This is a genomic window from Acinetobacter sp. RIT698 (genome assembly GCF_009668065.1).
Classification (GTDB): domain Bacteria; phylum Pseudomonadota; class Gammaproteobacteria; order Pseudomonadales; family Moraxellaceae; genus Acinetobacter; species Acinetobacter guillouiae.
The window spans coordinates 59,195-85,038 of sequence record NZ_WJYH01000009.1 but is presented as its reverse complement, the minus strand read 5'-3'; the positions used below and the strand labels follow the sequence as shown (position 1 = coordinate 85,038).

At 41.1% G+C, this 25,844-nt stretch carries 35 protein-coding genes and 1 pseudogene; 29 read left to right on the top strand and 7 right to left on the bottom strand.

Going from position 1 to position 25,844, the window contains the following annotated elements; all coding sequences use genetic code 11:
- Window positions 1-79 precede the first annotated feature (79 nt).
- Window positions 80-2,665, bottom strand: coding sequence for a glycerol-3-phosphate 1-O-acyltransferase PlsB (gene plsB / locus GJV03_RS06115; protein ID WP_004725655.1), 2,586 nt, complete (start codon window positions 2,663-2,665; stop codon window positions 80-82).
- 295 nt (window positions 2,666-2,960) lie between these two features.
- Between plsB and GJV03_RS06110 the strand changes: the two genes are divergently transcribed.
- Window positions 2,961-3,836 carry an acyl-CoA thioesterase II gene (locus GJV03_RS06110; RefSeq protein WP_154129676.1) on the top strand — a complete coding sequence of 292 codons (876 nt, stop codon included), beginning with the start codon at window positions 2,961-2,963 and terminating at the stop codon, window positions 3,834-3,836.
- Between the two features lie 151 nt (window positions 3,837-3,987).
- Window positions 3,988-5,226, top strand: a complete 1,239-nt coding sequence (locus GJV03_RS06105; RefSeq protein ID WP_004725660.1) for a dicarboxylate/amino acid:cation symporter — start codon at window positions 3,988-3,990, stop codon at window positions 5,224-5,226.
- A 96-nt stretch (window positions 5,227-5,322) separates the two neighbouring features.
- Here GJV03_RS06105 and GJV03_RS06100 read toward each other — a convergent pair whose 3' ends face one another.
- The 6 genes from GJV03_RS06100 to GJV03_RS06075 form a co-directional block, all read right to left on the bottom strand.
- On the bottom strand, window positions 5,323-6,270 hold the full coding sequence (locus GJV03_RS06100; RefSeq protein WP_056512178.1) for a metal-dependent hydrolase: 948 nt from the start codon (window positions 6,268-6,270) through the stop codon (window positions 5,323-5,325).
- A gap of 136 nt (window positions 6,271-6,406) precedes the next feature.
- Window positions 6,407-7,264 (bottom strand): ribosome biogenesis GTP-binding protein YihA/YsxC, encoded by an 858-nt coding sequence (gene yihA / locus GJV03_RS06095; protein WP_154129675.1) that lies wholly within the window; start codon window positions 7,262-7,264, stop codon window positions 6,407-6,409.
- A gap of 123 nt (window positions 7,265-7,387) precedes the next feature.
- Entirely contained in the window at window positions 7,388-7,831 is a 444-nt protein-coding gene (locus GJV03_RS06090; protein WP_105714582.1) for an Rrf2 family transcriptional regulator, read from the bottom strand.
- A 94-nt stretch (window positions 7,832-7,925) separates the two neighbouring features.
- Window positions 7,926-9,134 carry an NO-inducible flavohemoprotein gene (hmpA, locus tag GJV03_RS06085; protein ID WP_154129674.1) on the bottom strand — a complete coding sequence of 403 codons (1,209 nt, stop codon included), beginning with the start codon at window positions 9,132-9,134 and terminating at the stop codon, window positions 7,926-7,928.
- Between the two features lie 318 nt (window positions 9,135-9,452).
- On the bottom strand, window positions 9,453-11,012 hold the full coding sequence (locus GJV03_RS06080; protein ID WP_004725670.1) for a helicase HerA-like domain-containing protein: 1,560 nt from the start codon (window positions 11,010-11,012) through the stop codon (window positions 9,453-9,455).
- Window positions 11,013-11,315: 303 nt separating this feature from the next.
- Entirely contained in the window at window positions 11,316-12,506 is a 1,191-nt protein-coding gene (locus GJV03_RS06075; protein ID WP_335955733.1) for a PLP-dependent transferase, read from the bottom strand.
- A 180-nt stretch (window positions 12,507-12,686) separates the two neighbouring features.
- Here GJV03_RS06075 and GJV03_RS06070 point away from each other — a divergent pair, with 180 nt between their 5' ends.
- From GJV03_RS06070 to rpsD, 27 genes and pseudogenes are all read left to right on the top strand, one after another.
- Entirely contained in the window at window positions 12,687-13,412 is a 726-nt protein-coding gene (locus GJV03_RS06070; RefSeq protein ID WP_004725673.1) for a type 1 glutamine amidotransferase, read from the top strand.
- Between the two features lie 274 nt (window positions 13,413-13,686).
- Window positions 13,687-13,998: a 30S ribosomal protein S10 gene (gene rpsJ / locus GJV03_RS06065; protein WP_004725677.1), complete on the top strand. Its 312-nt coding sequence runs from the start codon at window positions 13,687-13,689 to the stop codon at window positions 13,996-13,998.
- A 61-nt stretch (window positions 13,999-14,059) separates the two neighbouring features.
- Complete coding sequence (gene rplC / locus GJV03_RS06060) at window positions 14,060-14,698, top strand: 50S ribosomal protein L3 (RefSeq protein WP_004816868.1); 639 nt, start codon at window positions 14,060-14,062, stop codon at window positions 14,696-14,698.
- Window positions 14,699-14,709: 11 nt separating this feature from the next.
- The gene (gene rplD / locus GJV03_RS06055; RefSeq protein WP_004816870.1) at window positions 14,710-15,312 is read left to right on the top strand and encodes a 50S ribosomal protein L4; all 603 of its coding nucleotides are present in this window, start codon (window positions 14,710-14,712) and stop codon (window positions 15,310-15,312) included.
- Window positions 15,309-15,629 carry a 50S ribosomal protein L23 gene (gene rplW, locus GJV03_RS06050; RefSeq protein ID WP_004725684.1) on the top strand — a complete coding sequence of 107 codons (321 nt, stop codon included), beginning with the start codon at window positions 15,309-15,311 and terminating at the stop codon, window positions 15,627-15,629. Before rplD ends, rplW begins: the two co-directional genes overlap by 4 nt.
- Window positions 15,630-15,640: 11 nt before the next feature.
- On the top strand, window positions 15,641-16,465 hold the full coding sequence (gene rplB, locus GJV03_RS06045) for a 50S ribosomal protein L2 (protein ID WP_004725686.1): 825 nt from the start codon (window positions 15,641-15,643) through the stop codon (window positions 16,463-16,465).
- Window positions 16,466-16,484: 19 nt separating this feature from the next.
- Window positions 16,485-16,760, top strand: coding sequence for a 30S ribosomal protein S19 (gene rpsS, locus GJV03_RS06040; RefSeq protein ID WP_004281508.1), 276 nt, complete (start codon window positions 16,485-16,487; stop codon window positions 16,758-16,760).
- Window positions 16,761-16,769: 9 nt separating this feature from the next.
- Window positions 16,770-17,099, top strand: coding sequence for a 50S ribosomal protein L22 (gene rplV / locus GJV03_RS06035; protein WP_004816873.1), 330 nt, complete (start codon window positions 16,770-16,772; stop codon window positions 17,097-17,099).
- A 1-nt stretch (window position 17,100) separates the two neighbouring features.
- Window positions 17,101-17,917: pseudogene (gene rpsC / locus GJV03_RS06030) on the top strand (30S ribosomal protein S3).
- Window positions 17,857-18,270 carry a 50S ribosomal protein L16 gene (rplP, locus tag GJV03_RS06025; RefSeq protein ID WP_004725694.1) on the top strand — a complete coding sequence of 138 codons (414 nt, stop codon included), beginning with the start codon at window positions 17,857-17,859 and terminating at the stop codon, window positions 18,268-18,270. Before rpsC ends, rplP begins: the two are co-directional and overlap by 61 nt.
- On the top strand, window positions 18,270-18,467 hold the full coding sequence (gene rpmC, locus GJV03_RS06020) for a 50S ribosomal protein L29 (RefSeq protein ID WP_004725696.1): 198 nt from the start codon (window positions 18,270-18,272) through the stop codon (window positions 18,465-18,467). The genes rplP and rpmC overlap by 1 nt, the downstream gene beginning before the upstream one ends.
- Window positions 18,464-18,721 (top strand): 30S ribosomal protein S17, encoded by a 258-nt coding sequence (gene rpsQ / locus GJV03_RS06015; protein WP_004725698.1) that lies wholly within the window; start codon window positions 18,464-18,466, stop codon window positions 18,719-18,721. Before rpmC ends, rpsQ begins: the two co-directional genes overlap by 4 nt.
- A gap of 92 nt (window positions 18,722-18,813) precedes the next feature.
- Window positions 18,814-19,182, top strand: coding sequence for a 50S ribosomal protein L14 (gene rplN / locus GJV03_RS06010; protein ID WP_004725701.1), 369 nt, complete (start codon window positions 18,814-18,816; stop codon window positions 19,180-19,182).
- Window positions 19,183-19,193: 11 nt separating this feature from the next.
- Window positions 19,194-19,511, top strand: coding sequence for a 50S ribosomal protein L24 (gene rplX / locus GJV03_RS06005; protein WP_004725703.1), 318 nt, complete (start codon window positions 19,194-19,196; stop codon window positions 19,509-19,511).
- A gap of 16 nt (window positions 19,512-19,527) precedes the next feature.
- Complete coding sequence (gene rplE, locus GJV03_RS06000) at window positions 19,528-20,064, top strand: 50S ribosomal protein L5 (RefSeq protein WP_004725705.1); 537 nt, start codon at window positions 19,528-19,530, stop codon at window positions 20,062-20,064.
- A gap of 9 nt (window positions 20,065-20,073) precedes the next feature.
- Entirely contained in the window at window positions 20,074-20,379 is a 306-nt protein-coding gene (rpsN, locus tag GJV03_RS05995; protein ID WP_004725707.1) for a 30S ribosomal protein S14, read from the top strand.
- 13 nt (window positions 20,380-20,392) lie between these two features.
- Window positions 20,393-20,788 carry a 30S ribosomal protein S8 gene (gene rpsH / locus GJV03_RS05990; RefSeq protein WP_004725709.1) on the top strand — a complete coding sequence of 132 codons (396 nt, stop codon included), beginning with the start codon at window positions 20,393-20,395 and terminating at the stop codon, window positions 20,786-20,788.
- A 13-nt stretch (window positions 20,789-20,801) separates the two neighbouring features.
- Entirely contained in the window at window positions 20,802-21,335 is a 534-nt protein-coding gene (rplF, locus tag GJV03_RS05985; protein WP_004725711.1) for a 50S ribosomal protein L6, read from the top strand.
- A 14-nt stretch (window positions 21,336-21,349) separates the two neighbouring features.
- On the top strand, window positions 21,350-21,700 hold the full coding sequence (gene rplR / locus GJV03_RS05980; RefSeq protein ID WP_004725713.1) for a 50S ribosomal protein L18: 351 nt from the start codon (window positions 21,350-21,352) through the stop codon (window positions 21,698-21,700).
- Between the two features lie 2 nt (window positions 21,701-21,702).
- Window positions 21,703-22,200 carry a 30S ribosomal protein S5 gene (gene rpsE, locus GJV03_RS05975; protein WP_004725715.1) on the top strand — a complete coding sequence of 166 codons (498 nt, stop codon included), beginning with the start codon at window positions 21,703-21,705 and terminating at the stop codon, window positions 22,198-22,200.
- A gap of 6 nt (window positions 22,201-22,206) precedes the next feature.
- A complete protein-coding gene (gene rpmD / locus GJV03_RS05970; RefSeq protein WP_004725717.1) occupies window positions 22,207-22,383 on the top strand; it encodes a 50S ribosomal protein L30 in 177 nt (58 codons plus the stop codon).
- Between the two features lie 3 nt (window positions 22,384-22,386).
- On the top strand, window positions 22,387-22,827 hold the full coding sequence (gene rplO / locus GJV03_RS05965) for a 50S ribosomal protein L15 (protein ID WP_004725719.1): 441 nt from the start codon (window positions 22,387-22,389) through the stop codon (window positions 22,825-22,827).
- 45 nt (window positions 22,828-22,872) lie between these two features.
- Complete coding sequence (gene secY, locus GJV03_RS05960) at window positions 22,873-24,192, top strand: preprotein translocase subunit SecY (protein ID WP_171066869.1); 1,320 nt, start codon at window positions 22,873-22,875, stop codon at window positions 24,190-24,192.
- Window positions 24,193-24,213: 21 nt separating this feature from the next.
- Window positions 24,214-24,330, top strand: a complete 117-nt coding sequence (gene rpmJ / locus GJV03_RS05955) for a 50S ribosomal protein L36 (protein WP_000867907.1) — start codon at window positions 24,214-24,216, stop codon at window positions 24,328-24,330.
- 107 nt (window positions 24,331-24,437) lie between these two features.
- The gene (gene rpsM, locus GJV03_RS05950; RefSeq protein ID WP_004725722.1) at window positions 24,438-24,794 is read left to right on the top strand and encodes a 30S ribosomal protein S13; all 357 of its coding nucleotides are present in this window, start codon (window positions 24,438-24,440) and stop codon (window positions 24,792-24,794) included.
- 19 nt (window positions 24,795-24,813) lie between these two features.
- On the top strand, window positions 24,814-25,200 hold the full coding sequence (rpsK, locus tag GJV03_RS05945; protein WP_001040166.1) for a 30S ribosomal protein S11: 387 nt from the start codon (window positions 24,814-24,816) through the stop codon (window positions 25,198-25,200).
- Window positions 25,201-25,212: 12 nt separating this feature from the next.
- Complete coding sequence (rpsD, locus tag GJV03_RS05940) at window positions 25,213-25,836, top strand: 30S ribosomal protein S4 (protein ID WP_004725725.1); 624 nt, start codon at window positions 25,213-25,215, stop codon at window positions 25,834-25,836.
- Window positions 25,837-25,844 lie beyond the last annotated feature (8 nt).

The following is a 25,844-nucleotide window of genomic DNA, read 5'->3' as shown; positions in this document are numbered from 1 at the left end:
TCCCTCTCCTTGCAGGAGAGGGTTAGGGAGAGGTAATCATCCCAGCCTTCTCCCAAAGGAAAAAGGCACTTTAAAGCTTTTATTTTTTCTTCCGTTTTAAACGCTTCTTGGCTTGTTGAGCGGCTAAAGCATCTAGAGCTTCTTTTAACTCTTCATCTGTAAATGAGGTGATATGGTGAAGCATTTGCAAAGTTACATCATCAAGCACCAAATTGGCATATTGCGCAACATTTCTAAACTGCTCATCAAAAACAATGGCATGGTCTTCATTGGTTTTGATATAGCCTTGTTCAGTTAAGACTTTCATAAAACTTTGGAATAACGCTTTATCAAAGAACTCAGGTGAGTTGAACTCATACAATACAGATAAACGTTGTCCAACCAAGTGACTTAATTCTTCAACTTGGCGAATCGAGATATTTCCAGAGCCACGTTGAGTAATTAAAGCCAGCGTCATGTAATAACGTTCAAGACTTTGACGTACTGGCGCAGCTAAAACAGCCAATTGATTATGGTCTTCTGAGTTTGGCGCAGGGCTGAAAATAAAATCTTCATCATCGACAAAAATTAAATTCGCTTGAGCCAAAGCATCGACATATTCAGTCACTTGAGCCTTGATTTCACTATCTTTCCATTTTAAGAACAACTCTGCTTTTAAGAATGGATAAAGGGTACGAATCACATTAAGTAAATCAGACTTACTGATCTTGCCATTATGTTCGACCAATGCTGCGACCAGCGACGGTAAAACAAAGGCATGCAAAATGTTATTGCGGAAGTAAGTCAGTAAAATTGCTTGATTATCTTCAATGGCAATAATATCGCCAAGGACGTGCTGGACACGTTTAATCAATTTCAGTTTCATACCATAGGCAATGATTTCTTTACCTGATAATGGCGTGACCTGAGTGCGGCTGTCATAAGGATTTGCAGTTAATAACTTGCGATATGTATCAAGCTGTTTAATGCAGATTTCTTCATCAAGTGTGTGTTTTGGAGTTGCCAATAAAATCAGGGACAATAAAGAAACAGGGTTGATCACCACAGCACGGTTGATATTTTCCAGAATCGCATTTGCCGAACTGGTCACTGCATCTGAGACTTCTTGCGGAATTGGATCATCATTATGTTCAATGGTGATTTGATCAGCGCCATGTGCTTTAAGTAAGTCATCTAAGAAAACAGGTTCACCAAAATTGACATGCACTTTACCAAAAATACGCTCAATTTTTTTCAGGGTTTGCAAGATTCCCCAAATGGATTCAGCTTCTTTTGGCTTACCATTCATTTCGCCCACATAAGTTGCGCCTTCCATCAAGCGCTCATAACCGACATAGGTTGGGATAAAGACAATCGGTTTGGCACGGCCGCGCAAATGACCATGTACCGTCATTGCGAGCATGCCAGTTTTTGGGGGTAACAAACGTCCAGTTCGAGAACGACCACCTTCAATAAAGTATTCAAGAGGTGTGTTTCTAGACAGGATGCTAAATAAATATTCTTTAAATACCGATGTATAAAGTGCATTGCCGCGGAATGAACGACGGATAAAGAATGCACCGCCTCCACGCAGTAATTGACCGACAAATGGCATGTTAAGGTTATCGCCGGCAGCAATATACGGCACCATCAAACCACGTTTATAAATCACATAAGACAATAACAAGTAATCGATATGGCTACGGTGACAAGGCGTATAAATCACTTCATAGTCTTTGACTAACTCACGCACAGTATTGAAGTTATGTACTTCAACGCCGTCATAAAGTTGTGTCCATAGACGAGTCAAAGCCATATCTGCAAAGCGTACAGCCGATGCAGAATAGTCGGATGCAATTTCATTTACAAAACCAATTGCTTTATGTTCAGCATCAATCATGCTGATTTTTGAGCGAATACTTTCTTTACGAATTGCATCCTGTACATCAGGGGCTTTAATCAGTGATTGCATGACATTACGGCGATCAGATAAATCTGGACCGAGAATGACCTCACGCTGACGATCTAAGTAGTCATTTAATTGGTTGACAATATAAGTGGCTGGTGAAATATTGGGATGATCAATTTTCGCATGATCCACCAAAGCTCTAAGTGATTGCGCTTCATGGAATTCTAGGAACGACTGTCGACCATGTAAACCAATGTTCATCAACTGTTTAACTTTACTTGGCGTTGCCCAAGTGTCAGTAAATAACAGTTTAAACCAAGAGTCTTCTTTATCTGGTGAACGTCCCCACAGTACTGTAACAGGGATCAATTCAATATCTAAATCAGCATTTTGATCAAGTGATTCAATCAGTCTAACTAAACGCGGCGGATAAGCATGCGTAGGTGGATTAAAATAATTGTTTTCGTCTTGGTGTTGTAAAAATAAAATCGCAGCTTTTTCGCGACTATTGCCAATCATTAATGGGTCAAGTGCAGGAGGAAGCTGCAAACGACGTGTTTCACCATCAACAACTAAAGCATTACTTCGTGAGTAATTCTGTAGAACATAACAGACAACTTTTTGAGTTGTGGGCTGAATGAGTTCAGAATTTTCAGTTGAAGGGTCTAAAGGTTGAGCTTCTGTAGGAACCTCTCCAAGAACATGTGGTGTTACCACAAGGTCAAGTATTTTACTCGAAAGTCGACGATACATTTGACCAAAGCCACTCTTGGACATAAATACTCCTAGCCAATGGTGAATCACGCAATAAAGCGGATAAAAAATATTTTCTGTAATTAAAGCACAGAACAGTATGTCATTTTCTGACAAACTGCGGGTCGCTTGTCAGATTTTATCGTTAAAAAACGTATTTTAAACAATCCATCAGCACAAGAGAAGTGACAATACAGTTTATGAAAATTTAATGTTTCTCTCAGGACTTATGGCAAAATAGAGTTAAATCTCTAAAATATGGATACTTTGTTCTATCCATTGGAATAAAGTCAGTATTCAGTATATAGAAAGGTCACTTATGAATGCTTTAACCCAAGAGCTTGTAGAGCTTTTAACCCTTGAAAAACTTGAAGAACATATTTTTCGTGGTCAAAGTCGAAATTTAGTTGGTAAGCGTGTTTTTGGTGGGCAAGTTTTAGGACAAGCACTGCGGGCAGCATCATATACCGCTGATCGCCCCGTACATTCTTTACATGCATACTTCCTATATGGCGGTGATATCAATGCCCCAATCATTTATGAGGTTGATCGGTTACGTGATGGCAAAAGCTTCTTAAGTCGTCAAGTACGTGCAATCCAGCATGGGCGTACCATTTTTTCTGCAATGGTGTCATTTGCAACACCTGAAGAAGGCTTGAATTATCAAATTGCTGAGCCAGAATATCCAGCACCTGATGAATTAAAAGCTGAGCAAGAGCTTAAAGAAAATTTAATTAGTTTTATCCCGGAAAATATTCGCGCTGCATTTATGCGTCCACGTCAGGTAGAAATTCGTCCGATCAATGTGACCAACCCATTTCAACCACAACCTGAAGCGCCGTCTTATGCTCATTATTTGCGTACGCATGAGCCATTAGCTGCAGAACAGGGGGATGATATTTCCTTAAATCAGGCAATTGTTGCGTTTTATTCGGACTATACCTTGATGATGACTGCTTTGCGCCCGCATGGTCTCAATTACCTCTCGCCAAGTTTGCAATGTGCCAGTATTGATCATACGATCTATTTCCATAAACCAGTAAAAGCAGATGATTGGATGCTGTACGATATGGATGCAACAGTCAGTGCAAATTCACGCGGTCTGAATTTTGGTCGCATGTGGCAAAATGGCGAATTGGTTTGTAGTACGGTGCAAGAAGGCTTGATGCGGGTACGTGAAATCGAAAACCAATAAGACTTTATACTGATACTCAAATCTTAGAAATAAGCCATCATCTATGATGGCTTTTCTATTTTTTAGCAGAGCTTGTGACAAAAAAATGCTCGATTATAAATAACTTCAATGGCATAGTTCAACGTGTAAATATTTATAATAGTCAGCGAAGATGAGTTTAAACACCCAAATTTTTATTGCAGCCATTCTTGGTGTGGCATTTGGATTTTTATTAAATCAATTCCCTAATACTCAATTTTTAGATGCCAGCATTTATGGTTTGAGCATCGCCAGTAGTATTTTTATTGGTTTATTAAAAATGCTTTTGGTTCCACTTATTTTTAGTTCAATCTTGGTGGGTGTTTCAAACTTAGAAGCGGGCAGTCAACTCAGTCGAGTTTGGAAAATAACCTTGGCTTGTTGTGTGACCACAACGACATTGGCACTTATTCTCGGTTTAGCCTCAACACATCTATTCAATGTTGGACAAGGTGTGGATATTGCAATGTTCCAAGATGCAATGAATCAACATAAAAGCCCAGATTCACTGACACCCAGCTCATTTTTAACCAATTTTATTCAAAATACCCTCATCAATCCATTTAAAGCATTTAGTGACGGCAATGTTTTGGCAGTCGTACTGTTTGCTTTGTTATTGGGCTTGGCACTGGTACATGGTGGAGAGCGCTTTAATTCAATCAAACAACTGGCACGTCAGTTTTTTGACATCATGATGATGTTAGTGGGTTGGGTGATGAAAGTTGCGCCGATTGGTATTTTTGCGTTGATGGCAAAGCTGATTGCAACAGAAGACATCTCTATTTTAAGCCGTCTTGCTGAGTTTGCTATTGTTGTTACGGGAACCACCATATTTCATGGTGTCGTGGTTCTGCCATTGTTGTTATGGATCTTTGGAAAAATGGATCCGATTACCTTTTTTAAAGGAACGCGTGCAGCATTAATTACAGCATTTGCAACCAGTTCAAGTTCTGCAACCATGCCTTTGAGTTTAAAGTGTACTCAAGAAAATTTAGGTGTACGTCCACAAATTGCAGGCTTTGTGATTCCTTTCGGTTCTCAGTTGAACATGGATGGAACAGCACTTTATGAAGCAGCAGCAGCGCTTTTTATTGCCAATTTAATGGGTTTAGAGTTATCAATTACCCAACAAGTGATTGTCTGTCTGACTGCGATGATTGCTTCATTGGGCGCACCGGGTATTCCAAGTGCGGGCATGGTCACCATGATCATGGTGCTACAATCTGTGGGATTACCAGCAGAGGCAATTGCGATTCTTCTGCCAATTGATCGTATTCTCGATACTGTACGTACCGTAGTGAATGTACAAGGGGATATGATGATTAGTGTGGTTGTTGACCGAAACACCAAAGATATGGAAAGTCCAACTTAGTGTATGGTTAGAATCTTGTTCTAAAAGATTGACCCAAAAAAGCAGGACTAAATCCTGCTTTTTTTATTTGATTTCAGTATCACTATTCAATAGTTATTATGCTGCAACTCTAGGCAATGCACGTTTTGCTGCTGGGGATTGATCCAAATAAGCAATCGCATCTTCTGTTTTAGCTTCATGTACTGGATCATACCAAGGCATTAAATAGCCCAATTGCTGTGAAACCAACCATAATGGATGTGGCATTAAGCGATTATCTGATTGTGCGATACTTGCCCATTCACGCCAAATCCAAGGCTTATAGAAAGCAGGTTTTTTATCTGCATAACGTGGGTCTTGCCCCATGATATGTGCAGCACCATCAACCCATAAGCCTAATACAGCGGCAATCACGATAACACTTTGATAATAACGAGAAATATAACCACCACCTAAATGACGATACAGATCAAAAGCCACTGTACGGTGTTCAATCTCTTCGGCACCATGCCATTTGACTAAATCAAGCATATTTGGATCTGCACCCAATTCCGCCCATTTTTTATTATAAAGCGCATATTTACCCAACACACATGTCATATGTTCAACAGTGGCGACGATACCTAAACGGAACAAATCCCATTGATGATCAAGGACTTTGGGTACTTTAAAGCCGAGTGGTTGATCTGCGAGTAATTTGCCAAACAAGAAATCCATAATCTCAAGATTACGTTGAATATCAATATTACGCACAGTTAAGTATTCTTTATTTGCCGAAGCATGTGCTTGAGCATGCATCGCTTCTTGGCGGATAAAGGCACGAACATCTTCAGCTAATTTTTCATCTGTGATTTTGGGTAAAACACGATTGTATAAACGGCAAAACCAAAATTCACCTGCTGGAAGAATATTGTTAATTTCATTGATAAAGTAGCTGACAAATGGCTGATTTGGAATCCAATCGACAGGGGTATCTTGCCATTCAAATTTCACTTTACGTGGTTTGATGTGGTACTGAATAGACGATCCAATCCGACTGTTCTTTAATTTAGCGAGTAACTTCATCACAGTGTCCTAATTTTTCTTTGGTGATTTCACACTTTATTATTCAAGTATAAAAAAATGTCCTAAATAGTTATTAGCAATTTAGGACATTCCAGTATCAATATGTGATGAATTTTGTTAGACAAGACTTTTTTATTTATGCTTGTGGATTTTCATCTACATTTCCATCAATATTTTCACTATTGAATTCGGATTCTTGGTCTTGATCAATGAACTCATCATCCAAATCATCTTCAGTGGCTTCAGGAATTGCATCAATATCAAAATCTAAAGTTTTGTCTAAGGTGTAATTTAAGCGACCCGCCATAATTGACGCAAGTTCTTCTAGACCTTGTTTATTGAGTGATGAAAACAGTTGTATAGAAAAATTCAACTTCATTTTTTTCAATTGCTCTTGTACATCTAACAATACTTTACTGGCAGGACCACGGTTGAGTTTGTCGGATTTAGTTAACAGCACATGCACAAACAAGTGACGTGAATATGCCCATTCCAACATCATCACATCGAAGTGTTGTAAAGGGTGGCGAATATCCATGAGTAGAACAAGACCTTGTAAACTTTTTCGATGAATCAAATAATTCTCAAGTTCTTTTTGCCATACAATTTTCATTGCTTCAGGTACAGCCGCATAACCATAACCTGGCAAATCGACAAGGCGTTGATCTGGATTACCTAAACTAAAAAAGTTAATCATTTGCGTACGGCCCGGTCTTTTCGACGCGCGTGCCAATTGCTTTTGATTGGTCAATGCATTGATAGCACTTGATTTTCCTGCATTTGAACGGCCTGCAAAGGCAACTTCATAACCGGTATCTTCTACACAAAGATTCAGTTTAGGCGCACTCATTAGAAATTCAGCTTTACGCAACCAGTTCAAAGATGAAGTTGAGTATTCTGAAATCGCAGGATCAGCCTTTTTTTCATAACTGATTTTTTGTTTAGGGGCGCTTGAGGTCTTACTATTTTTAGACTTTCCACTGCTGCGATGCATATTTCAACTTCAATAAACGGATAAACAAAGTGCATTATAAAGGAAGTCGGAGGTTCAAGCGAATTTTGATCGTGTTAACTGAAATATTGGCTATTATGATGCTGGGCGATGAGCTTTTGTGACTTAAACATTGAGATTGGGAATAGGCGAGTTTACGATCTTTGGATGTTGTGGTGGCGCATTGAGAACATCGGCAATAGTATAGTGATCTAGGCTTTGATAAAACTGTTCAACGGCCTGATCTAAAATACCCTTTAAGCCGCAGCGTGGACGTAGCACACAAGGTGGCGTATTGCACTCTACAATTTGTGCATCACGTTGGAGAATTCGTACAATATATCCTAAGCGAAATTCTAAGATATCTGGGTTTAAGCGCAAACCACCGCCTTTACCTCGTGTGGTAATCAACCAACCTTGTTTTCCCATAAAATGCACAATTTTGACCAAGTGATTTTCTGAAACATGTAAATCTTCTGCAATTTCAGCAATCGTATAAGGCACATCTTTTGGAGGCGCGATGTACATTAAGATGCGCAGGGCATAGTCGGTAAATTTATTTAGTTGCATGTAGGCTGCTCATCTATGGGTAAAGATGTATCTCATCCTGAAATAAATAAGGCCAGTCTATCATAGACCAGCCTTATAAAGAACGGATGTAGATTTAGATACCTGCACCACCCGTACCAAACGCTTCACTATGAATTTGTTCAGGTTTAATACCACGAGCCACCAATGCTTGGTGTTGTTGTTGCATAAATGGTATTGGGCCACAAAGATAATAATCAGCATTGGCTGGGAGTAGTGCTGTATCAACCGTTGCCAAGTCTAAACGACCAGCCACATCATAGTCCTCACCTATAACATCACCGCTATGTGGGAACTCATAAGCTGTAAATGTACTGAGACGTGGGAATTTAGTTTTTTGCTCTTGAATATGTTGTTTCATCGCATGTACTTGGCTACTGCGACATGCATGAATAAAGCTAGCCGGTTGAGGCATGTCTAAAGTCACCAATTGGTTAAGCATTGCAATCATTGGGGTTAAACCTACACCCGCACTAATGAAGACATTACGTTTGCTACTATCAATCAGGTAGAAGTTACCTGTTGGAGCAGACACTTCAATTTCTGAACCTTCAGCTAAGCCATGTAAAGTATTTGATACCCAACCACTTGCCAAATCACCTTTTTCATCTTCACGTTTAACTGAAATACGTAAATAGTCTGTTTGTGGGCTTGTCGATAGCGTGTATTGACGTGGTTGTTTTAAGCCTAATGCTTCAACAAATACGCGCACTGAAATATATTGACCCGCTTCATATTTAGGTAATGCGCCACCATCGACTGGTGCAAGATAGAAAGAGGTAATTTCTTCACTTTCATTCACTTTTTTAGCGATTTTAAATTTACGCCAGCCTAACCAACTGCCTTGAGTTTGTTGGTGCTGCTCATAAATCGCTTTTTCAGTGCTGATAAATAGATCGGCCAATTGCCCATAAGCTGCAGCCCATGCATCAATCAATGGATCTTCCATCGAAATAGTTAATACTTCACTAATTGAATGTAATAGGTTTTCACCGACAATGTTGTAATCAGGTGCTTGAATATTCAGACTGACATGTTTATGGGCAATCAGTTCAACCACAGGCAAAAGTACTGAAGGATCTTCAATATTTTCAGCATATGCTAAAACAGCACCAGCCAAGGCTTGCGCCTGAGCACCACTGCGTTGATGCCCCATGTTAAAGGTTTCTTTTAATTCAGGATTATTGCCGAGCATGCGGTTATAAAAATAACCGGTAAGTGCTACACCATTTTCGCGAAGAACAGGAACTGTTGCTTTTACAAGGTCAATTTGCTGCGGAGTCATTGTTGATCTCTCTTGGCTGTCATTTATAAGATGTATTTAAAATATACCTTATAAAATGTATTTGCAATACACCTTTAAGAAAAACACATAAAATAATTATGGTTTATTTTGAACTTAAGCTTTATTGATTGAAATCATTGAACTTATTTTTAAGCTTTTTTAGATGAATTTTTTGATAAGTTTTTAGATATGTTTTTAGATATGTTTAGCGAGCTTGATAAGCGGGATAAGCAAATAAAAACATAAGCAAGAACATAAGCTATAAAATGAGGAATAAAAAAGGAGCGCTAACGCTCCTCATATTTGTGTTTAAAAGAATTAACGGCCACCAAATAATGAACCTAACAAACCGCGGACCAGTTTTTGCCCTGTAGGACCGCCTAAGGTTCTTGCGGCACTTTTAGCAAAAGTTCCGATCACATCTTGAGTCAGTTTGGCACGTGCAGCTGCAGCTTTTGCTTCCTCTTTCTCTATGCGTTCTTGCTCTTTGGCTTGTTGCTTATCGAGAGTCTGTTGTTGCTTTGTGAGCTCTTCTAATTGCTTGGCTTGTTGAGCCACTGCATCAAAAGCCACCTGCTGTTGTGAGCTATCAGAAACTTTACGCTGTAGCATTTCATAAGCGCTATCACGATCAACTTCATTGTCATAAACACCCGCAACAATACTTTGCGCCATCAATGCTTTTCGTTCATCTAAAGTAATTGGGCTAAATGATGAGTAGGGTGGCATCACCATCGCTCGTTCAACCACTTGAGGTGTACCTTGTTCATCTAAGCAACTAATAAGCGCTTCACCGACAGCCAGTTCTGTAATTGCTTGATCTACTTTAAACTCTGGATTAGCGCGGAAGGTATCAGCCGCAGTTTTTACTGCTTTTTGATCTTTAGGGGTAAAAGCGCGTAAAGCATGTTGTACACGGTTGCCTAGCTGTCCTAAAACATTTTCTGGGATATCTAATGGGCTTTGTGAGATGAAATAAATTCCGACACCTTTAGAGCGAATTAGACGGACCACTTGTTGAATTTTTTCTTGTAATGCTGGGCTGGCATTATCAAAGAGCAAATGCGCTTCATCAAAAAAGAACACCAATTTTGGCTTATCTAAGTCACCGACTTCAGGTAACTTTTCAAATAATTCTGAAAGCATCCAAAGCAGGAAGGTCGCATAGAGCTTTGGTGTGTTCATCAGCTTATCCGCAGCCAATAGGTTGATATAACCATGTCCATTGGCATCAGTTTGGATAAAATCCATAATATCAAGGCTTGGCTCACCAAAGAAACGTTGACCGCCCTGATCACCTAAGGCCAATAGATTGCGCTGAATAGCACCTAAACTTGCTGGTGAGAGATTGCCGTATTCTGCTTTTAAAGCCGTAGCATTTTCACTGACATAGGTCAGCATGGCTTTTAAATCTTTAAAATCAATTAACAGTAAGCCCTGATCATCTGCAACACGGAACACTGCTGAAAGCACACCTTCTTGAGTGTCATTTAAATTCAGCATTTGCGAAAGTAACAGTGGGCCAATTTCAGAGATTGTGGTACGGATCGGATGTCCTTGTTCACCAAATAAATCCCAAAAAATAGTCGGTGATGCAGCAAAAGGAACACTGTCTACTCCTAAGCTTTTAATGCGTTCTTCAAATTTAGGATTGGTTGAACCTGCTTTGGCTATACTGGAAACATCCCCTTTGGCATCGGCAAGAAATACGGGTACACCAATCCGTGAGAAACTTTCAGCAAGCACTTTAAGGGTAATGGTTTTACCTGTCCCTGTGGCACCTGCAATTAAACCATGGCGGTTAGCAAATTGTGAATGTAATACAATATCTTGTGTTGTATCTGAGGTTTTTTTTGCGATGACGATTGGTGTGCCCATTGTTATTCCTATAGCTTTAATTTGAGTTTGGATGTTCTTCATCTGACTCAATATTTATATCATTGTTGTTATACAAAATTGCATTAAATGATGATGTTGTAAATCTGTTTTTATTGTTGAATTTGAATGTAAGGTGGTGCGGATTGTTTCTTGAAATACAGAGAGAATAAGTGAAAGCTATATGTACTTTTTGCTGAATGATCTCTGCGCTTAATCGTGTTTAGAGGCGAGTATAGGGCCCTTGCTATCATTTGATATAGCCAAGACCCAGATATTATGTATTAAGCCTGCTGAGTTGAAATATTAAGCCTGGATGGCTTGAAGTGCATGTTGAATATCTTGGATTAAATCGTCTGGATGTTCTAAGCCAATACAGAAACGAACCAATAGACCTTGCTCTAGATGTGCACGTTCTAAATGGCGCATGTCAGCCAGATTATAAATCATGACTAAGCTGATAGGACCACCCCAACTAAAACCGAGTTTAAATAAAGATAAATGATCACAAAACTTTCGGATTTTGTTGATATCAAACTCAGGTTTAAAAATAACACTAACAAGACCAGCACTTTGTCCTGTTCGGCAGGTTTGGTTCCAATAGGTATGGCTTATATTGTCAGAATCCGCAGGGTGTAAAACTTGAGCAAACGCATTTTGATTCTTTAACCAATTTAAAATCTTTAAAGCACTTTGAGACTGATGCTCATAACGAATTTGCATTGAGGCCAAACTACGCTGTACTTGTGCGGCATCATCACCCGAAATCGCGATACCTTGGATGGCATGCATACGGAACAGCTTATGATGTAAAGCTTTATCTTGAGTGACCACAGATCCCATTAAAATATCGCCACCACCACTTGGGTATTTGGTTAAGGCGTGTACGCTGATATCTACACTTAAATGTTCATGACTAAAATCAAAGGCATTAAACGCTAGGCCAGCGCCCCAGGTATTGTCCACAGCCGTGAGGATATTTTTTGCTTTGGCTTTTTTGACTAAATTAACAAGATCAGGAAATTCAAGTGTGACTGAACCTGCGGCTTCTAACCAAATCAGTTTGGCATTTTCATTGGGTTGGAATGAGTCTGCATCGATAGGATTGTAAACTTGAACAATAATGCCGTAACTTTTTTCAAGATGACGTAGATGTTCCATGTTGGGACCATAGATATTGTCTGCAACCCAAACTTCATCTCCATGGCTTAAAAAACATGAATTGACTAGGTTAATTGCGGATAAACCACTAGGTGCAAGTAAACAATATTCACCACCTTCTATTTGGGCAATGTGATCGCCTAAGGTAAACGTTGTCGGTGTGCCATGTGTGCCGTAACTATAGTCATAACGATCTGTCCAATGGCGATTAAATAGTGCATCGGTATTTTCAAATATAATTGTTGACGCACGAAATAGGGGAGGCTGTATTGTATTTATATATTGTGGTGCTTTACGAGAAGAATGAATTAAAGCAGTAACTGGTTTTTGTTTCACAGGAATACTCAATTTTTGTTAATAGCTGGACTAAAGTAAGCAAAACATAATCGCTCAGTGACGAAAAGCAATAAATTGTGAAAAATAATAAATAAAATTGATATTGGCTTCATTTTTGCATTTATCCAACTATGTTTTGTGATTTGTAGCGTAATTGATACAACAAGAATAGGTGATAACATGAAAAAACTTAAAGTGCATTATTTTCAGCATATTGCAGGTGAAGGCTTTGGTAGCTGTTATGAGTATTTAAAAGCAATGGGCGCAGAAATTACTGCAACAGAATTTTTTGCTTTACCCACAGATTCACAATTAGAAATAGAAGCTTTGCCGCATGTCAATGATGTGGATTTACTCATCATTATGGGTGGGGAAATGAGTGTAAATGATGAAGCCAACTATCCTTGGTTAAAGGTCGAAAAACGATGGATTCGCCGTTATTTGGCTTCGGAAAAGCCCGCAATCGGGTTGTGTTTGGGTGGGCAGTTGATAGCCAATGCTCTAGGTGCCAATGTTCGGCGTAATACTGTGCAAGAGATTGGCTGGACCTTGGTCAATAAAAGCAACCATGTGCCAGAAGGTTATTTCCAATTGCCTGAGCGGGTCAATGTCATGCAATGGCATAGTGAGACCTTTGATATTCCTAAAGGCGCAATTCGTTTGGCGGAGAATCCAGCATGTCCCAACCAACTTTATCAAATTGGCAAAAATGTATTGGGGTTTCAGTTTCATCCAGAAATCACCCCGCATAGCTTAAAAATCTTCATTGAGCATGAAGAAGAAGATATGGTGTTTAGTGGAGTACACAGTCAATCATTATTGAAGCTAAAAAAATCGCAACAAACGGATTATGTGATTGGGAATCAGTTGCTCAATCATGCGATTGACTACGTTTTAAGGGTTTAAGCTGGTGTTTAAATAATAAGCGCTTTATTTATAATTAATTACTCAAAAAAAGGTAAAAATGTCCAAATAAGTTTGCTTAAGTGTTAAACAATCGTTATAATGAGCGACCCTCCGATATGGTGGGGTGAATGGCGAAGAAAGTCATTCAGATCGTTACAGTCGTGGCATCGATCACGACCTTAGTGATTTTCACTGCCTTTGACACTTACCTTATTTAGTGGGGTGAGATGCGTCAAGGGTGATTCTTTATATATTTGGCTTGGAGTTAACTGGTATGTCTAACCAGAGAATTCGTATCCGTCTTAAGTCTTTTGATCATCGTTTAATTGATCAATCTTCTCAAGAGATCGTAGAAACAGCAAAACGTACTGGCGCACAAGTGTGTGGTCCAATTCCGATGCCTACTCGCATCGAACGTTTTAACGTTTTAACATCACCACACGTGAACAAAGATGCGCGTGACCAATATGAAATCCGCACATATAAACGTTTGATCGACATCGTTCAACCTACAGATAAAACTGTAGATGCGTTGATGAAGTTGGATCTTGCAGCTGGTGTTGATGTTCAGATCGCATTGGGTTAAGGCTTTCGGTTAATTAACGCTCTATAAGTTAATTAGGCCGCTTTTTTAGAGGTTTATGCACATGGCTATTGGTTTAGTCGGTCGCAAGTGCGGTATGACACGTATCTTTACAGATGCTGGTGTTTCTGTGCCTGTAACAGTGATTGAGGTTGATCCTAACCGTATCACTCAAATCAAAACGCTTGAAACTGATGGTTATCAAGCGATTCAAATCACTACTGGTGAACGTCGCGAATCTCGCGTAACAAATGCTCAGAAAGGTCACTTCGCGAAAGCTGGTGTTGCTGCTGGTCGTTTAGTTAAAGAATTCCGCGTTGCAGAAGCTGATCTTGAAGGTCGTGAAGTTGGTGGCACTATCGGTGTTGATTTGTTCGCAGTAGGTCAAGTTGTTGACGTTACTGGTCAATCAAAAGGTAAAGGCTTCCAGGGTGGTGTTAAGCGTTGGAACTTCCGTACGCAAGATGCTACACATGGTAACTCAGTATCTCACCGTGTAATTGGTTCTACAGGTCAAAACCAGACTCCTGGTCGCGTGTTCAAAGGCAAAAAAATGCCTGGTCACTTAGGTGATGATCGCGTAACTGTACAAGGTCTTGAAATTGTATCTATCGACGCAGAACGTTCAGTTCTTGTTGTTAAAGGTGCGATTCCTGGTGCTACTGGTGGCGACGTTATCGTTCGTCCTACGATCAAGGCCTGAGGGGAAATAACGTGAATTTAAAAACTGTTTCCGGCTCTGCTGTTGAATTGTCTGAAGTTGCTTTCGGACGTGAATTTAATGAAGCTCTTGTACACCAAGTTGTTACAGCTTATTTAGCTGGTGGTCGTCAAGGCTCTAAAGCTCAGAAGTCACGTGCAGACGTTTCTGGCGGTGGTAAAAAACCATTCCGTCAAAAAGGTACTGGCCGCGCTCGTGCTGGTTCTATTCGTAGCCCAATCTGGGTTGGTGGTGGTAAAACTTTTGCTGCTCGTCCACAAGATTGGTCTCAAAAAGTAAACCGCAAAATGTACCGCGGTGCAATGCAATGTATCTTAGCTGAACTTGTTCGCCAAGATCGTCTTGTATTGGTTGAAGAGTTTGCAGTAGAAGCTCCAAAAACTAAAGAATTGCTTGCAAAACTAAACGGCTTGAACGCTACTCGCGCATTAATCGTTACTGAAGCTGTAGATGAAAATCTATATTTAGCTGCTCGTAACCTTCCACACGTTGATGTGGTTGATGCTGCTGGGATCGATCCTGTTGGCTTGATCGCGTTTGATAAAGTTGTTATGTCTGTTGCGGCTGCTAAGAAGATTGAGGTAGAACTCGGATGAACAACGAACGTATCTATCAAGTCCTAAAAGGGCCTGTTTTTTCAGAAAAAGCACAAGTTCTAGGCGAAACTGCTGGTGTTCAAGTTTTTAAAGTTGCTATCGATGCAAACAAACTTGAAATCAAAAAAGCAGTAGAGCAATTATTTGGTGTAGAAGTTGTTAAAGTTAACACGACTATCACTAAAGGTAAGACTAAACGCTTTGGTAAAACATTAGGACGTCGTTCTGATGTTAAAAAAGCATACGTCACCCTGAAAGCTGGCCAAGATGTTGAAATGGCTGACTTGGGCGATACCGCTGAAAGCACAGCGGAATAAGGACGAAAATTATGCCAATTCAAAAATGTAAGCCAACGTCTCCAGGACGTCGCTTTGTAGAGAAGGTGGTTCATAATCATCTTCACAAAGGCGCGCCTTATGCACCGTTGGTTGAAGCTAAAAAACGTACTGGTGGTCGTAATAATAACGGTCACATTACAACTCGTCACGTTGGTGGTGGTCATAAACAAAACTACCGTATCGTTGACTTCAAACGTAACAAAGACGGCATCCCTGCTGTAGTTGAACGTATTGAATACGATCCTAACCGTACATCACATATTGCTTTATTGAAATATGCTGACGGTGAGCGTCGTTATATTATTGCTGCTAAAGGCTTACGTGCTGGCGATAAAGTACAATCTGGTAACGATGCTCCAATTCGTCCAGGTAACTGCTTACCGCTTCGTAATATGCCTATCGGTTCTACATTACATAACATTGAGCTTAAAATCGGTAAAGGTGCACAATTAGTGCGTTCTGCTGGTACTTCTGCTCAGTTGTTGGGTCGTGACGGTTCTTACGCAATCATTCGTCTTCGTTCAGGCGAAATGCGTAAAGTACACGTTGAATGTCGCGCTGTGTTAGGTGAAGTATCTAACTCAGAAAGCAACCTTCGTTCACTTGGTAAAGCAGGTGCTGCACGCTGGCGTGGTGTTCGTCCTACCGTTCGTGGTATGGCGATGAACCCAGTTGACCATCCACATGGTGGTGGTGAAGGGCGTAACAAAGGTATTCAACCTGTAAGCCCATGGGGTCAAAAAGCTAAAGGGTACAAAACTCGTACCAATAAGCGTACGACTAAGATGATCATTCGCGACCGTCGCGTTAAGTAACAAGTAAAGGAATCTGACAATGCCTCGTTCTCTGAAAAAAGGCCCATTCGTCGATGCGCACTTGTTCGCTAAGGTTGAAGCGGCTATCGCGGCTAATAACCGTAAGCCGATCAAAACTTGGTCGCGTCGTTCGATGATCCTCCCGGATTTTGTTGGTTTAACAATTTCTGTACATAATGGTCGTAACCATGTTCCAGTGATCGTATCTGAACATATGGTTGGTCACAAACTCGGTGAATTCGCGCCAACTCGTACCTATCGTGGTCACGGTGTTGACAAGAAGTCTAAACGTTAAGGTGCTATGATGGAAGTTACTGCTAAATTACGCGGTGCCGCTATCTCGGCACAAAAAACTCGTTTGGTTGCAGACCTAATCCGTGGCAAATCTATTGCTCACGCGCTTAATATCTTAAACTTCAGCAACAAAAAAGCTGCAGTTGTAGTGAAAAAAGCATTGGAATCTGCAATTGCAAACGCTGAACACAATAACAGTTTAGATGTAGACGACCTTAAGGTTACTACGATTTACGTTGATGAAGGCACTAGCCTTAAACGTATTATGCCACGTGCTAAAGGCCGTGCAGATCGTATTACTAAGCGTACTTGTCACATTACCGTTAAGGTAGGGGTTTGATATGGGTCAGAAGGTTCATCCAATCGGTATCCGCCTTGGTGTTGTAAAACGTCATAACGCCAACTGGTATGCGAGTCCGAAACAATACGCTGAATACTTGCTTAAAGATCTTCAAGTTCGTGAGTTTTTAACTAAAAAACTTAAAAGCGCGATGATCAGCAATATTCTTATCGAACGTCCTACAGGCGCTGCTAAGGTAACAATTAGCACTGCTCGTCCAGGTATCGTTATCGGTAAAAAAGGCGAAGACATTGAGAAATTACAGCGTGAACTTACCAAGATTATGGGTGTTCCAGCGCAAGTAAGCATCAACGAAATCGATCGCCCAGACTTAGACGCTCGTTTAGTTGCTGAAGCAATTGCTTCACAATTAGAGAAACGTGTAATGTTCCGTCGTGCTATGAAGCGTGCGGTTCAAAACACTATGCGTGCTGGTGCTAAAGGTATCAAAGTTGAAGTTTCTGGTCGTTTAGGTGGTGCAGAAATTGCACGTACTGAATGGTATCGTGAAGGTCGTGTACCTTTACATACACTTCGTGCTGACATCGACTATGCAACTATGCGCGCTGAAACTACTTACGGTACGATTGGTGTTAAAGTTTGGATTTTCCGTGGCGAGATCTTAGGTGGCATGAAACAAGTCATGAACCCTGCTCCTGCTGAAGAACGTCCAGCTAAACGCGGTCGCGGTCGTGGTGAAGGTCAAGAGCGTCGTGGTCGTCGCAATGATCGTTCTGCTGAAAAAGGAGAATAATCCATGTTGCAACCTAAACGTACTAAATTCCGTAAGGTGCAAAAAGGCCGTAACACTGGTCTAGCGCATCGTGGTAGCACAGTATCTTTCGGTACAATCGCACTTAAATCTGTTGAGCGTGGTCAAATGACTGCTCGTCAAATCGAAGCTGCGCGTCGTACAATTAGCCGTCGTGTTAAACGTGGTGGTAAGATCTTTATCCGTGTTTTCCCAGACAAACCAATTACTGAAAAACCATTAGAAGTTCGTATGGGTAAAGGTAAAGGTTCTGTGGAATACTGGGTTTGCCAAATCAAACCAGGTAAGATCTTGTACGAAATGGATGGTGTTAGTGAAGAATTGGCACGCGAAGCGTTTACGCTTGCAGCTGCTAAGCTTCCATTTAAAACCACTATCGTTACTAAGACGGTGATGTAATGAAAACTAAAGATCTACGTGAAAAATCGGTAGAAGAGTTGGCAGCTTTGCTTGATGAGCAACAGCTTAACCAATTCCGTCTTCGTATGGCGAAAGCAACTGGTCAATTGGGTAAATCGCATGAAGTTGCGTTAACTCGTAAGACTATTGCTCGTATCAAGACCCTCCTTACCGAAAAACAGGGGAACGCACAATGAGTGAGCAAACAGTTCGCACGTTAACAGGCAAAGTAGTAAGTGACAAAATGGACAAGTCTATTGTTGTACTTATTGAACGCCGCGTTCAACACCCGTTGTATGGCAAATCAATCCGCCGTTCAACAAAATTACACGCTCATGATGAGAACAACACTGCTAAAACTGGCGATGTTGTAACCATTAAAGAAAGCCGCCCAATTTCAAAAACTAAAGCTTGGACTTTAGTGGAAGTTATTGAAGCAGCTGCTGAGTAATTAGACGTTCTTGTTGCATCATCGGTCAATTTCGAGTACTCTTTGAGCCTTTCGAAATTGCGACCGGTGATGCTCGGTTTTGGAGTAGGGCAATGATTCAGACCGAAAGTATGCTAGACGTAGCAGACAACAGTGGTGCTCGCCGCGTACAATGTATTAAAGTACTTGGTGGTTCACATCGTCGTTATGCTTCTGTTGGCGACATTATTAAAGTTACTGTAAAAGAAGCAATTCCGCGTGGCCGTGTTAAAAAAGGTGACGTGATGAATGCAGTTGTAGTTCGTACTAAATTCGGTATTCGTCGTCCAGACGGTTCTGTGATCCGTTTCGATGATAATGCTGCAGTTATCTTGAACAACAACAAGGCTCCGATTGCCACTCGTATTTTCGGACCAGTGACTCGTGAACTTCGTACTGAACAGTTCATGAAAATCATTTCATTGGCTCCTGAAGTTCTATAATAGAGGCAATCATGGCTAAGATTAGAAAAGGCGATCAAGTAATTGTGATCGCAGGTAAAGAAAAAGGCAAACAGGGTACTGTTTTGTCTGTTTCAAATGACCAAGTTAAGGTTGAAGGCCTTAATTTAGTTAAGAAGCATCAAAAGCCGAACCGTGCAACAGGTGCTGAAGGCGCTATTGTTACACAAGAAGCTTCGCTTCATATTTCAAACGTGGCAGTTTTTAATGCTGCAACCCAAAAGGCTGACCGTGTTGGTTACCAAGTGATTGAAGGCGTGAAAACTCGCGTTTACAAATCAAATGGTGAATCAGTGGCGGTAGCGAAGTAATAGGTTGAACTAGGCTATGGCCAGACTTAAAACACGTTATAACGACGAAATCCGAGCTAAGTTGAAAGAAGAACTTGGTTTGGGCAATGTGATGGAAATTCCTCGCATTACTAAAATCACCATCAACATGGGTGTTGGTGCGGCTTCAGCTGACAAGAAATTGTTAGATGGCGCTTTGGCGGATATGCAAGCTATTGCTGGTCAAAAACCAGTTCTTACATTAGCGCGCAAATCAATCGCTGGTTTTAAAATCCGTGATGGTTGGCCGATTGGTTGTAAAGTAACTTTACGCGGCGAACAAATGTACGAATTCTTAGACCGTTTGATCTCTATCGCTATCCCTCGTATTCGTGACTTCCGCGGTTTTTCTGCGAAATCATTCGATGGTCGTGGTAATTATTCAATGGGTCTCAAGGAACAAATTATGTTCCCTGAAATCGATTTTGATAAGATCGATCGTATTCGTGGTATGGATATTACTATCACTACGACTGCTCGTACTGATGACGAAGGCCGTGCGCTAATCCGTGCATTCGGCTTCCCGTTCAAATAAGAGGTCGATATGGCTAAGAAAAGTATGATTAATCGCGAATTGAAACGCGAAACTACAGTTGCTAAATACGCTGCAAAACGTGCTGAATTAAAAGCTACGATTGCAAACGTAAATGCATCTGATGAAGAACGTTTCGAAGCGATGATGAAGTTACAAGCATTACCACGTAATGCGTCTCCAGTACGTCTTCGTAACCGTTGTGGTTTAACTGGTCGTCCTCATGGTTACTTCCGTAAGTTCGGCTTAAGCCGTAACAAATTACGTGACACAGTAATGCAGGGTGATGTACCGGGCGTTGTTAAGGCAAGCTGGTAAGGAGCGACTATAAATGAGTATGCAAGATACCGTTGCCGACATGCTAACACGTGTTCGTAACGCACAAATGGCAAAGAAACAAACTGTTTCTATGCCTAATTCTAAGTTGAAAGTTGCAATTGCAAACGTACTTCAACAAGAAGGTTACATTTCAAATGTAGAAGTTGCTGATCTTGAAGGCAAAGCTACTTTGACAATTACTTTAAAATATTTTGAAGGCAAACCAGTTATCGAAACTGTGAAACGCGTAAGCCGTCCAGGTCTACGTCAGTATCGCGGTAAAGATGCACTTCCGAGCGTTAAGCAAGGTTTAGGTATTGCAATTGTTTCTACAAGCAAAGGCATCATGACTGATCGCGCTGCACGTGCTGCAGGCGTTGGTGGTGAAGTTATTGCTTTTGTTTCTTAATAGGTGATTCCTCATGTCTCGTGTGGCTAAAGCCCCAGTAACTGTACCTAACGGTGTAGCAGTTACTCAGAACGGCCGGCAGGTCGAAGTGAAAGGCAGCAAAGGTACGTTGTCTTTCAACCTGCATGCGCTGGTCGAGCTTAAACAGGAAGAAGGTCAACTTCATATTGCTCCAGTTAAAGAATCTCGCGATTCTTGGATGCAAGCTGGTACTGCTCGCGCTGTTCTTAATAACCTTGTAAAAGGTGTTAATGAAGGCTTCGAACGTAAGTTACAACTTATCGGTGTTGGTTATAAAGCTGCGGTTAAAGGTACAGTTGTGAACCTTAACCTTGGTTATTCTCACCCGATTGATTACGCTCTTCCTGAAGGTGTAACTGCTGAAACTCCGACTGCTACTGAAATCATTTTGAAATCAGCTAACAAGCAATTGTTAGGTCAAGTTGCTGCAGAAATCCGTGGTTATCGTCCACCAGAGCCGTATAAAGGTAAAGGTGTTCGCTATTCTGACGAAGTTGTTCTTCGTAAAGAAGCTAAGAAGAAATAAGGCGCGAGGTTCTTATGAACGAAAAGAAACAATCCCGTTTGCGTCGTGCGAAAAGCACACGCTTGCACATTCGTGCATTGGGTGCGACTCGCTTGTGTGTAAACCGCACGCCGCGTCACATCTATGCTCAAGTTATTTCTGCAGATGGTGGCAAAGTATTAGCGCAAGCTTCTACTTTGGATGCATCTTTACGTAGCGGAACTACAGGTAATGTAGATTCAGCAACTAAAGTAGGTGCTTTAATCGCAGAACGTGCAAAGGCTGCTGGTGTAACTAAAGTTGCATTTGACCGTTCTGGTTTTAAATATCATGGTCGTATCAAAGCCTTGGCTGATGCTGCTCGTGAAAACGGCTTGGAGTTCTAATCATGGCTAAAGTTGAACAAAACGAAGGTCTTGTTGAAAAGCTGGTTGCCGTTGATCGTGTAGCCAAAGTTGTTAAGGGTGGTCGTATCTTCTCTTTCACAGCATTAACTGTTGTGGGTGATGGTAATGGTCGTGTAGGTTTTGGTCGCGGTAAAGCGCGTGAAGTTCCAGCTGCTATTTCTAAAGCACTTGAAGCTGCACGCCGCAACATGATCACTGTTGATCTTGTTGATGGTACTGTACAACATCCTATTCATGCTCGTCATGGCGCTAGCCGTGTTTACATGCAACCTGCATCTGAAGGTACTGGCGTAATCGCTGGTGGTTCTATGCGCGCAGTTTTAGAAGCTGCTGGTGTACGTAACGTATTGACGAAATGTTATGGTTCTACTAACGCGGCTAACGTTGTAAATGCAACTTTTAATGGTTTACGTGATATGACGTCTCCTGAGAAAGTTGCTGCTAAACGTGGTCTTTCAGTAGAACAAATTTTAGGGTAATCAATCATGAAAACGATTAAAGTTACCCAGACTAAATCTTCTTCGCATCGTTTGAAAAATCACAAACTTTGCCTACAAGGTTTAGGTCTGCGTCGTATTGGTCATACAGTAGAAGTAATAGATACACCTTCTAACCGTGGTATGATCAACAAAGTCTACTATATGGTTAGTGTAGAGGAATAAGCCATGACTCTGCGTTTAAATGAGCTTGCACCTGCTGAAGGTGCAAAACGTGATAATCGTCGTTTAGGCCGTGGTATCGGTTCTGGTGTCGGTAAGACTGGTGGCCGTGGTGTCAAAGGTCAGAAATCACGTAAAAGTGGTGGCGTTCGTCCAGGCTTTGAAGGTGGTCAAACTGCGTTATATCGTCGTTTACCTAAATTCGGTTTCACAAGCCAATTGGCTTTGAAAACTGCTGAAGTACGTTTGTCTGAACTTGCTAAAGTTGAAGGTGATATTATTTCACTTGAAACTTTGAAAGCTGCGAATGTTGTACGTAAAGATATGTTGCGTGCTCGTGTTGTTCTTTCTGGTGAAATCACTCGTGCATTCACTGTTCAAGGTGTTGCATTGACTAAAGGCGCTAAAGCTGCTCTTGAAGCTGCTGGCGGTAAAGTCGAGGAGTAATCGCGAGTGACTATGTCTCCTAGTTCTTCAGGTCATGTTAACATGATGAAAGGTCAACCATTTCATGTGAAATATCGTGAAATTATTCGCCGATTAATGTTCTTGATTGGTGCATTGGTAGTCTTTCGACTAGGAGCGCATATTCCGCTGCCAGGTATTGATAATGTTGCTCTAGAACGTTTTTTCAAAGCTAATGAAGGTACTTTTTTAGGTTTGTTTAACATGTTCTCGGGTGGAGCATTAGAACGAATGTCCATTCTGGCGTTAGGTATCATGCCGTACATTTCTGCATCTATTATTGTGCAGTTGATGTCGACCGTGGTGCCTTCGTTAGAAGCATTGAAGAAAGAAGGCGAGCAAGGTAAGCGTAAGATTAATCAATATACGCGCTACGGCACCCTTTTACTTGCATTAGTCCAAGGTATCGGGATGTGTGCTGGTCTAATCAGTCAAGGTATTACTTTGACTTCAGGACTGGCTTTTTACATTCCAGCGCTAACATCGTTAGTTGCAGGTACCATGTTCTTAATGTGGTTAGGTGAGCAAATTACTGAACGTGGTGTTGGTAACGGTATCTCAATGATTATCTTTGCAGGTATTGTTGCTGGTTTACCAAACTTAGTGATCCAAGCATTTACTTCGGTAGATAATGGCCAATCAAGTTTAATTGGTTTGGCTATCTTTGGATTGCTATCAGTTGCTGTTTTAGCAGCGATTGTGTTTATTGAAAAAGCTCAACGTCGTATACCTGTGAACTATGCTCAAAAACAGCAAGGTCGTCGTGTATTCACTGCACAGCAAACGCATTTGCCATTGAAGATCAACATGGCAGGGGTTATTCCAGCAATTTTCGCAAGTTCGTTATTGTTGTTCCCTGCAAGTTTAGGTCAATGGTTAGGCAGTGCTGATCCAAATGCAGGAATTGTAAAACGTAGCCTACAAGATTTGGCATTGGTATTATCGCCTGGACAACCGTTGTATTTAGTGCTCTTCGGTGCGTTAATTATCTTTTTCTGTTATTTCTATACGGCGCTTGTTTTTAGCCCGAAAGAAGTATCAGAGAACTTGAAACGCAGTGGAGCTTATGTACCTGGTATTCGCCCAGGTGAGCAAACTGCTCGTTACTTAGATCATATTCTTAATCGTTTGACGTTTATTGGTGCAATCTACATTACAGTCATCTGTTTAATGCCGATGATTTTACAAAGTTCTTTTGGTATTCCATTCCATTTGGGTGGTACCTCATTACTTATCGTAGTTGTTGTTGTTATGGACTTTATGGCTCAGCTTCAAGCCCATTTGACATCACATCAGTATGACGATCAATCGTTAATGAGAAAAACGACTGCTCATCCTAAGGGATAAGCGCACTTAGAAGGTTTCATCATGAAAGTACAAGCTTCTGTAAAGAAAATTTGTGGTAGCTGTAAAGTTATCCGTCGTAATGGGGTTATTCGCGTAATTTGCAGCGCAGAACCTCGTCATAAGCAGCGTCAAGGTTAATTTAATTAAGACCTGTTGATTTCAGTAGGCTAATTAGGTTATTATCCGCCCCTCAAGATTTTTGTGGGGCGGTTGATTATCTCTACTGCCTTTTTGGAGAAATTTGAATGGCTCGTATTGCCGGTGTAAACATTCCGGATAACAAGCATGCTGTTATCTCTCTCACGTATATTTTTGGTATTGGCCGCCACACAGCTAAAAACATTTTAGCTGCTGCAGGTATTACGACTACTACTAAAATTCGTGAATTAGATGATGCTCAGCTTGATGCGATTCGTGCAGAAGTTGCTAAGGTTCCGACCGAAGGTGACTTACGTCGCGAAATTTCCATGAACATTAAACGTTTAATGGATTTAGGCTGCTACCGCGGTCTTCGTCATCGTCGCAGCTTGCCTGTTCGCGGACAACGCACCAAAACTAACGCACGTACCCGTAAAGGTCCGCGCAAACCTATTAAGAAATAAGATTTCTGGAAGCTAAAAGATGGCTAAAGATACTCGCACACGCAAGAAGGTCACTCGTACCGTCTCTGAAGGTGTTGCACACATTCACGCTTCTTTTAATAACACCATTGTTACGATTACTGATCGTCAAGGTAATGCATTGGCTTGGGCTACTTCAGGTGGACAAGGCTTCCGTGGATCACGTAAATCAACTCCGTTTGCTGCTCAGGTAGCTGCTGAAGTTGCTGGTAAAGCTGCTTTAGATTACGGTTTGAAAAACTTGGACGTCCTTGTAAAAGGTCCTGGTCCAGGTCGTGAATCTGCGGTTCGTGCATTAGGTGCAGTGGGTTATAAAATTAACAGCATTACCGATGTGACACCGATTCCGCACAACGGTTGCCGTCCACCTAAAAAACGTCGCGTGTAAGGAGAAACATTCATGGCTCGTTATATTGGTCCAAAATGCAAACTCTCTCGCCGCGAAGGGACAGACCTGCAATTAAAATCTGGCGTTAAACCATTTGACGTCAAAACAAAAAAATCTGCTAAAGCTCCTGGTCAACATGGCCAAAGCCGTGCTAAACAATCAGAGTATTCACTACAATTACGTGAAAAACAAAAAGTACGTCGCATGTACGGTGTTTTAGAGCGTCAATTTAGTAACTACTACAAAGAAGCTGCTCGTGTTAAAGGCGCAACAGGTGAAAACTTGTTGAAATTGCTTGAAAGCCGCCTCGATAACGTTGTTTATCGCATGGGTTTTGGTTCTACACGTGCAGAAGCTCGTCAGCTGGTATCTCACCGTTCAATCACTTTAAATGGTCGTCGTGTTAACATCGCGTCTATCCAAGTTAAAGCGGGCGACGTGATTGCAGTTCACGAAAGCGCTAAACAACAATTACGTATCAAAAACGCAATTGAATTAGCTGCTCAACGTGGAACAGCTGCTTGGATTGAAGTAGATCATTCAAAACTTGAAGGTACATTTAAAGCTGCACCAGATCGTTCTGATTTACCTGCTGAAATCAACGAAAGCTTGATTGTAGAATTGTATTCTAAATAATCCTTGAG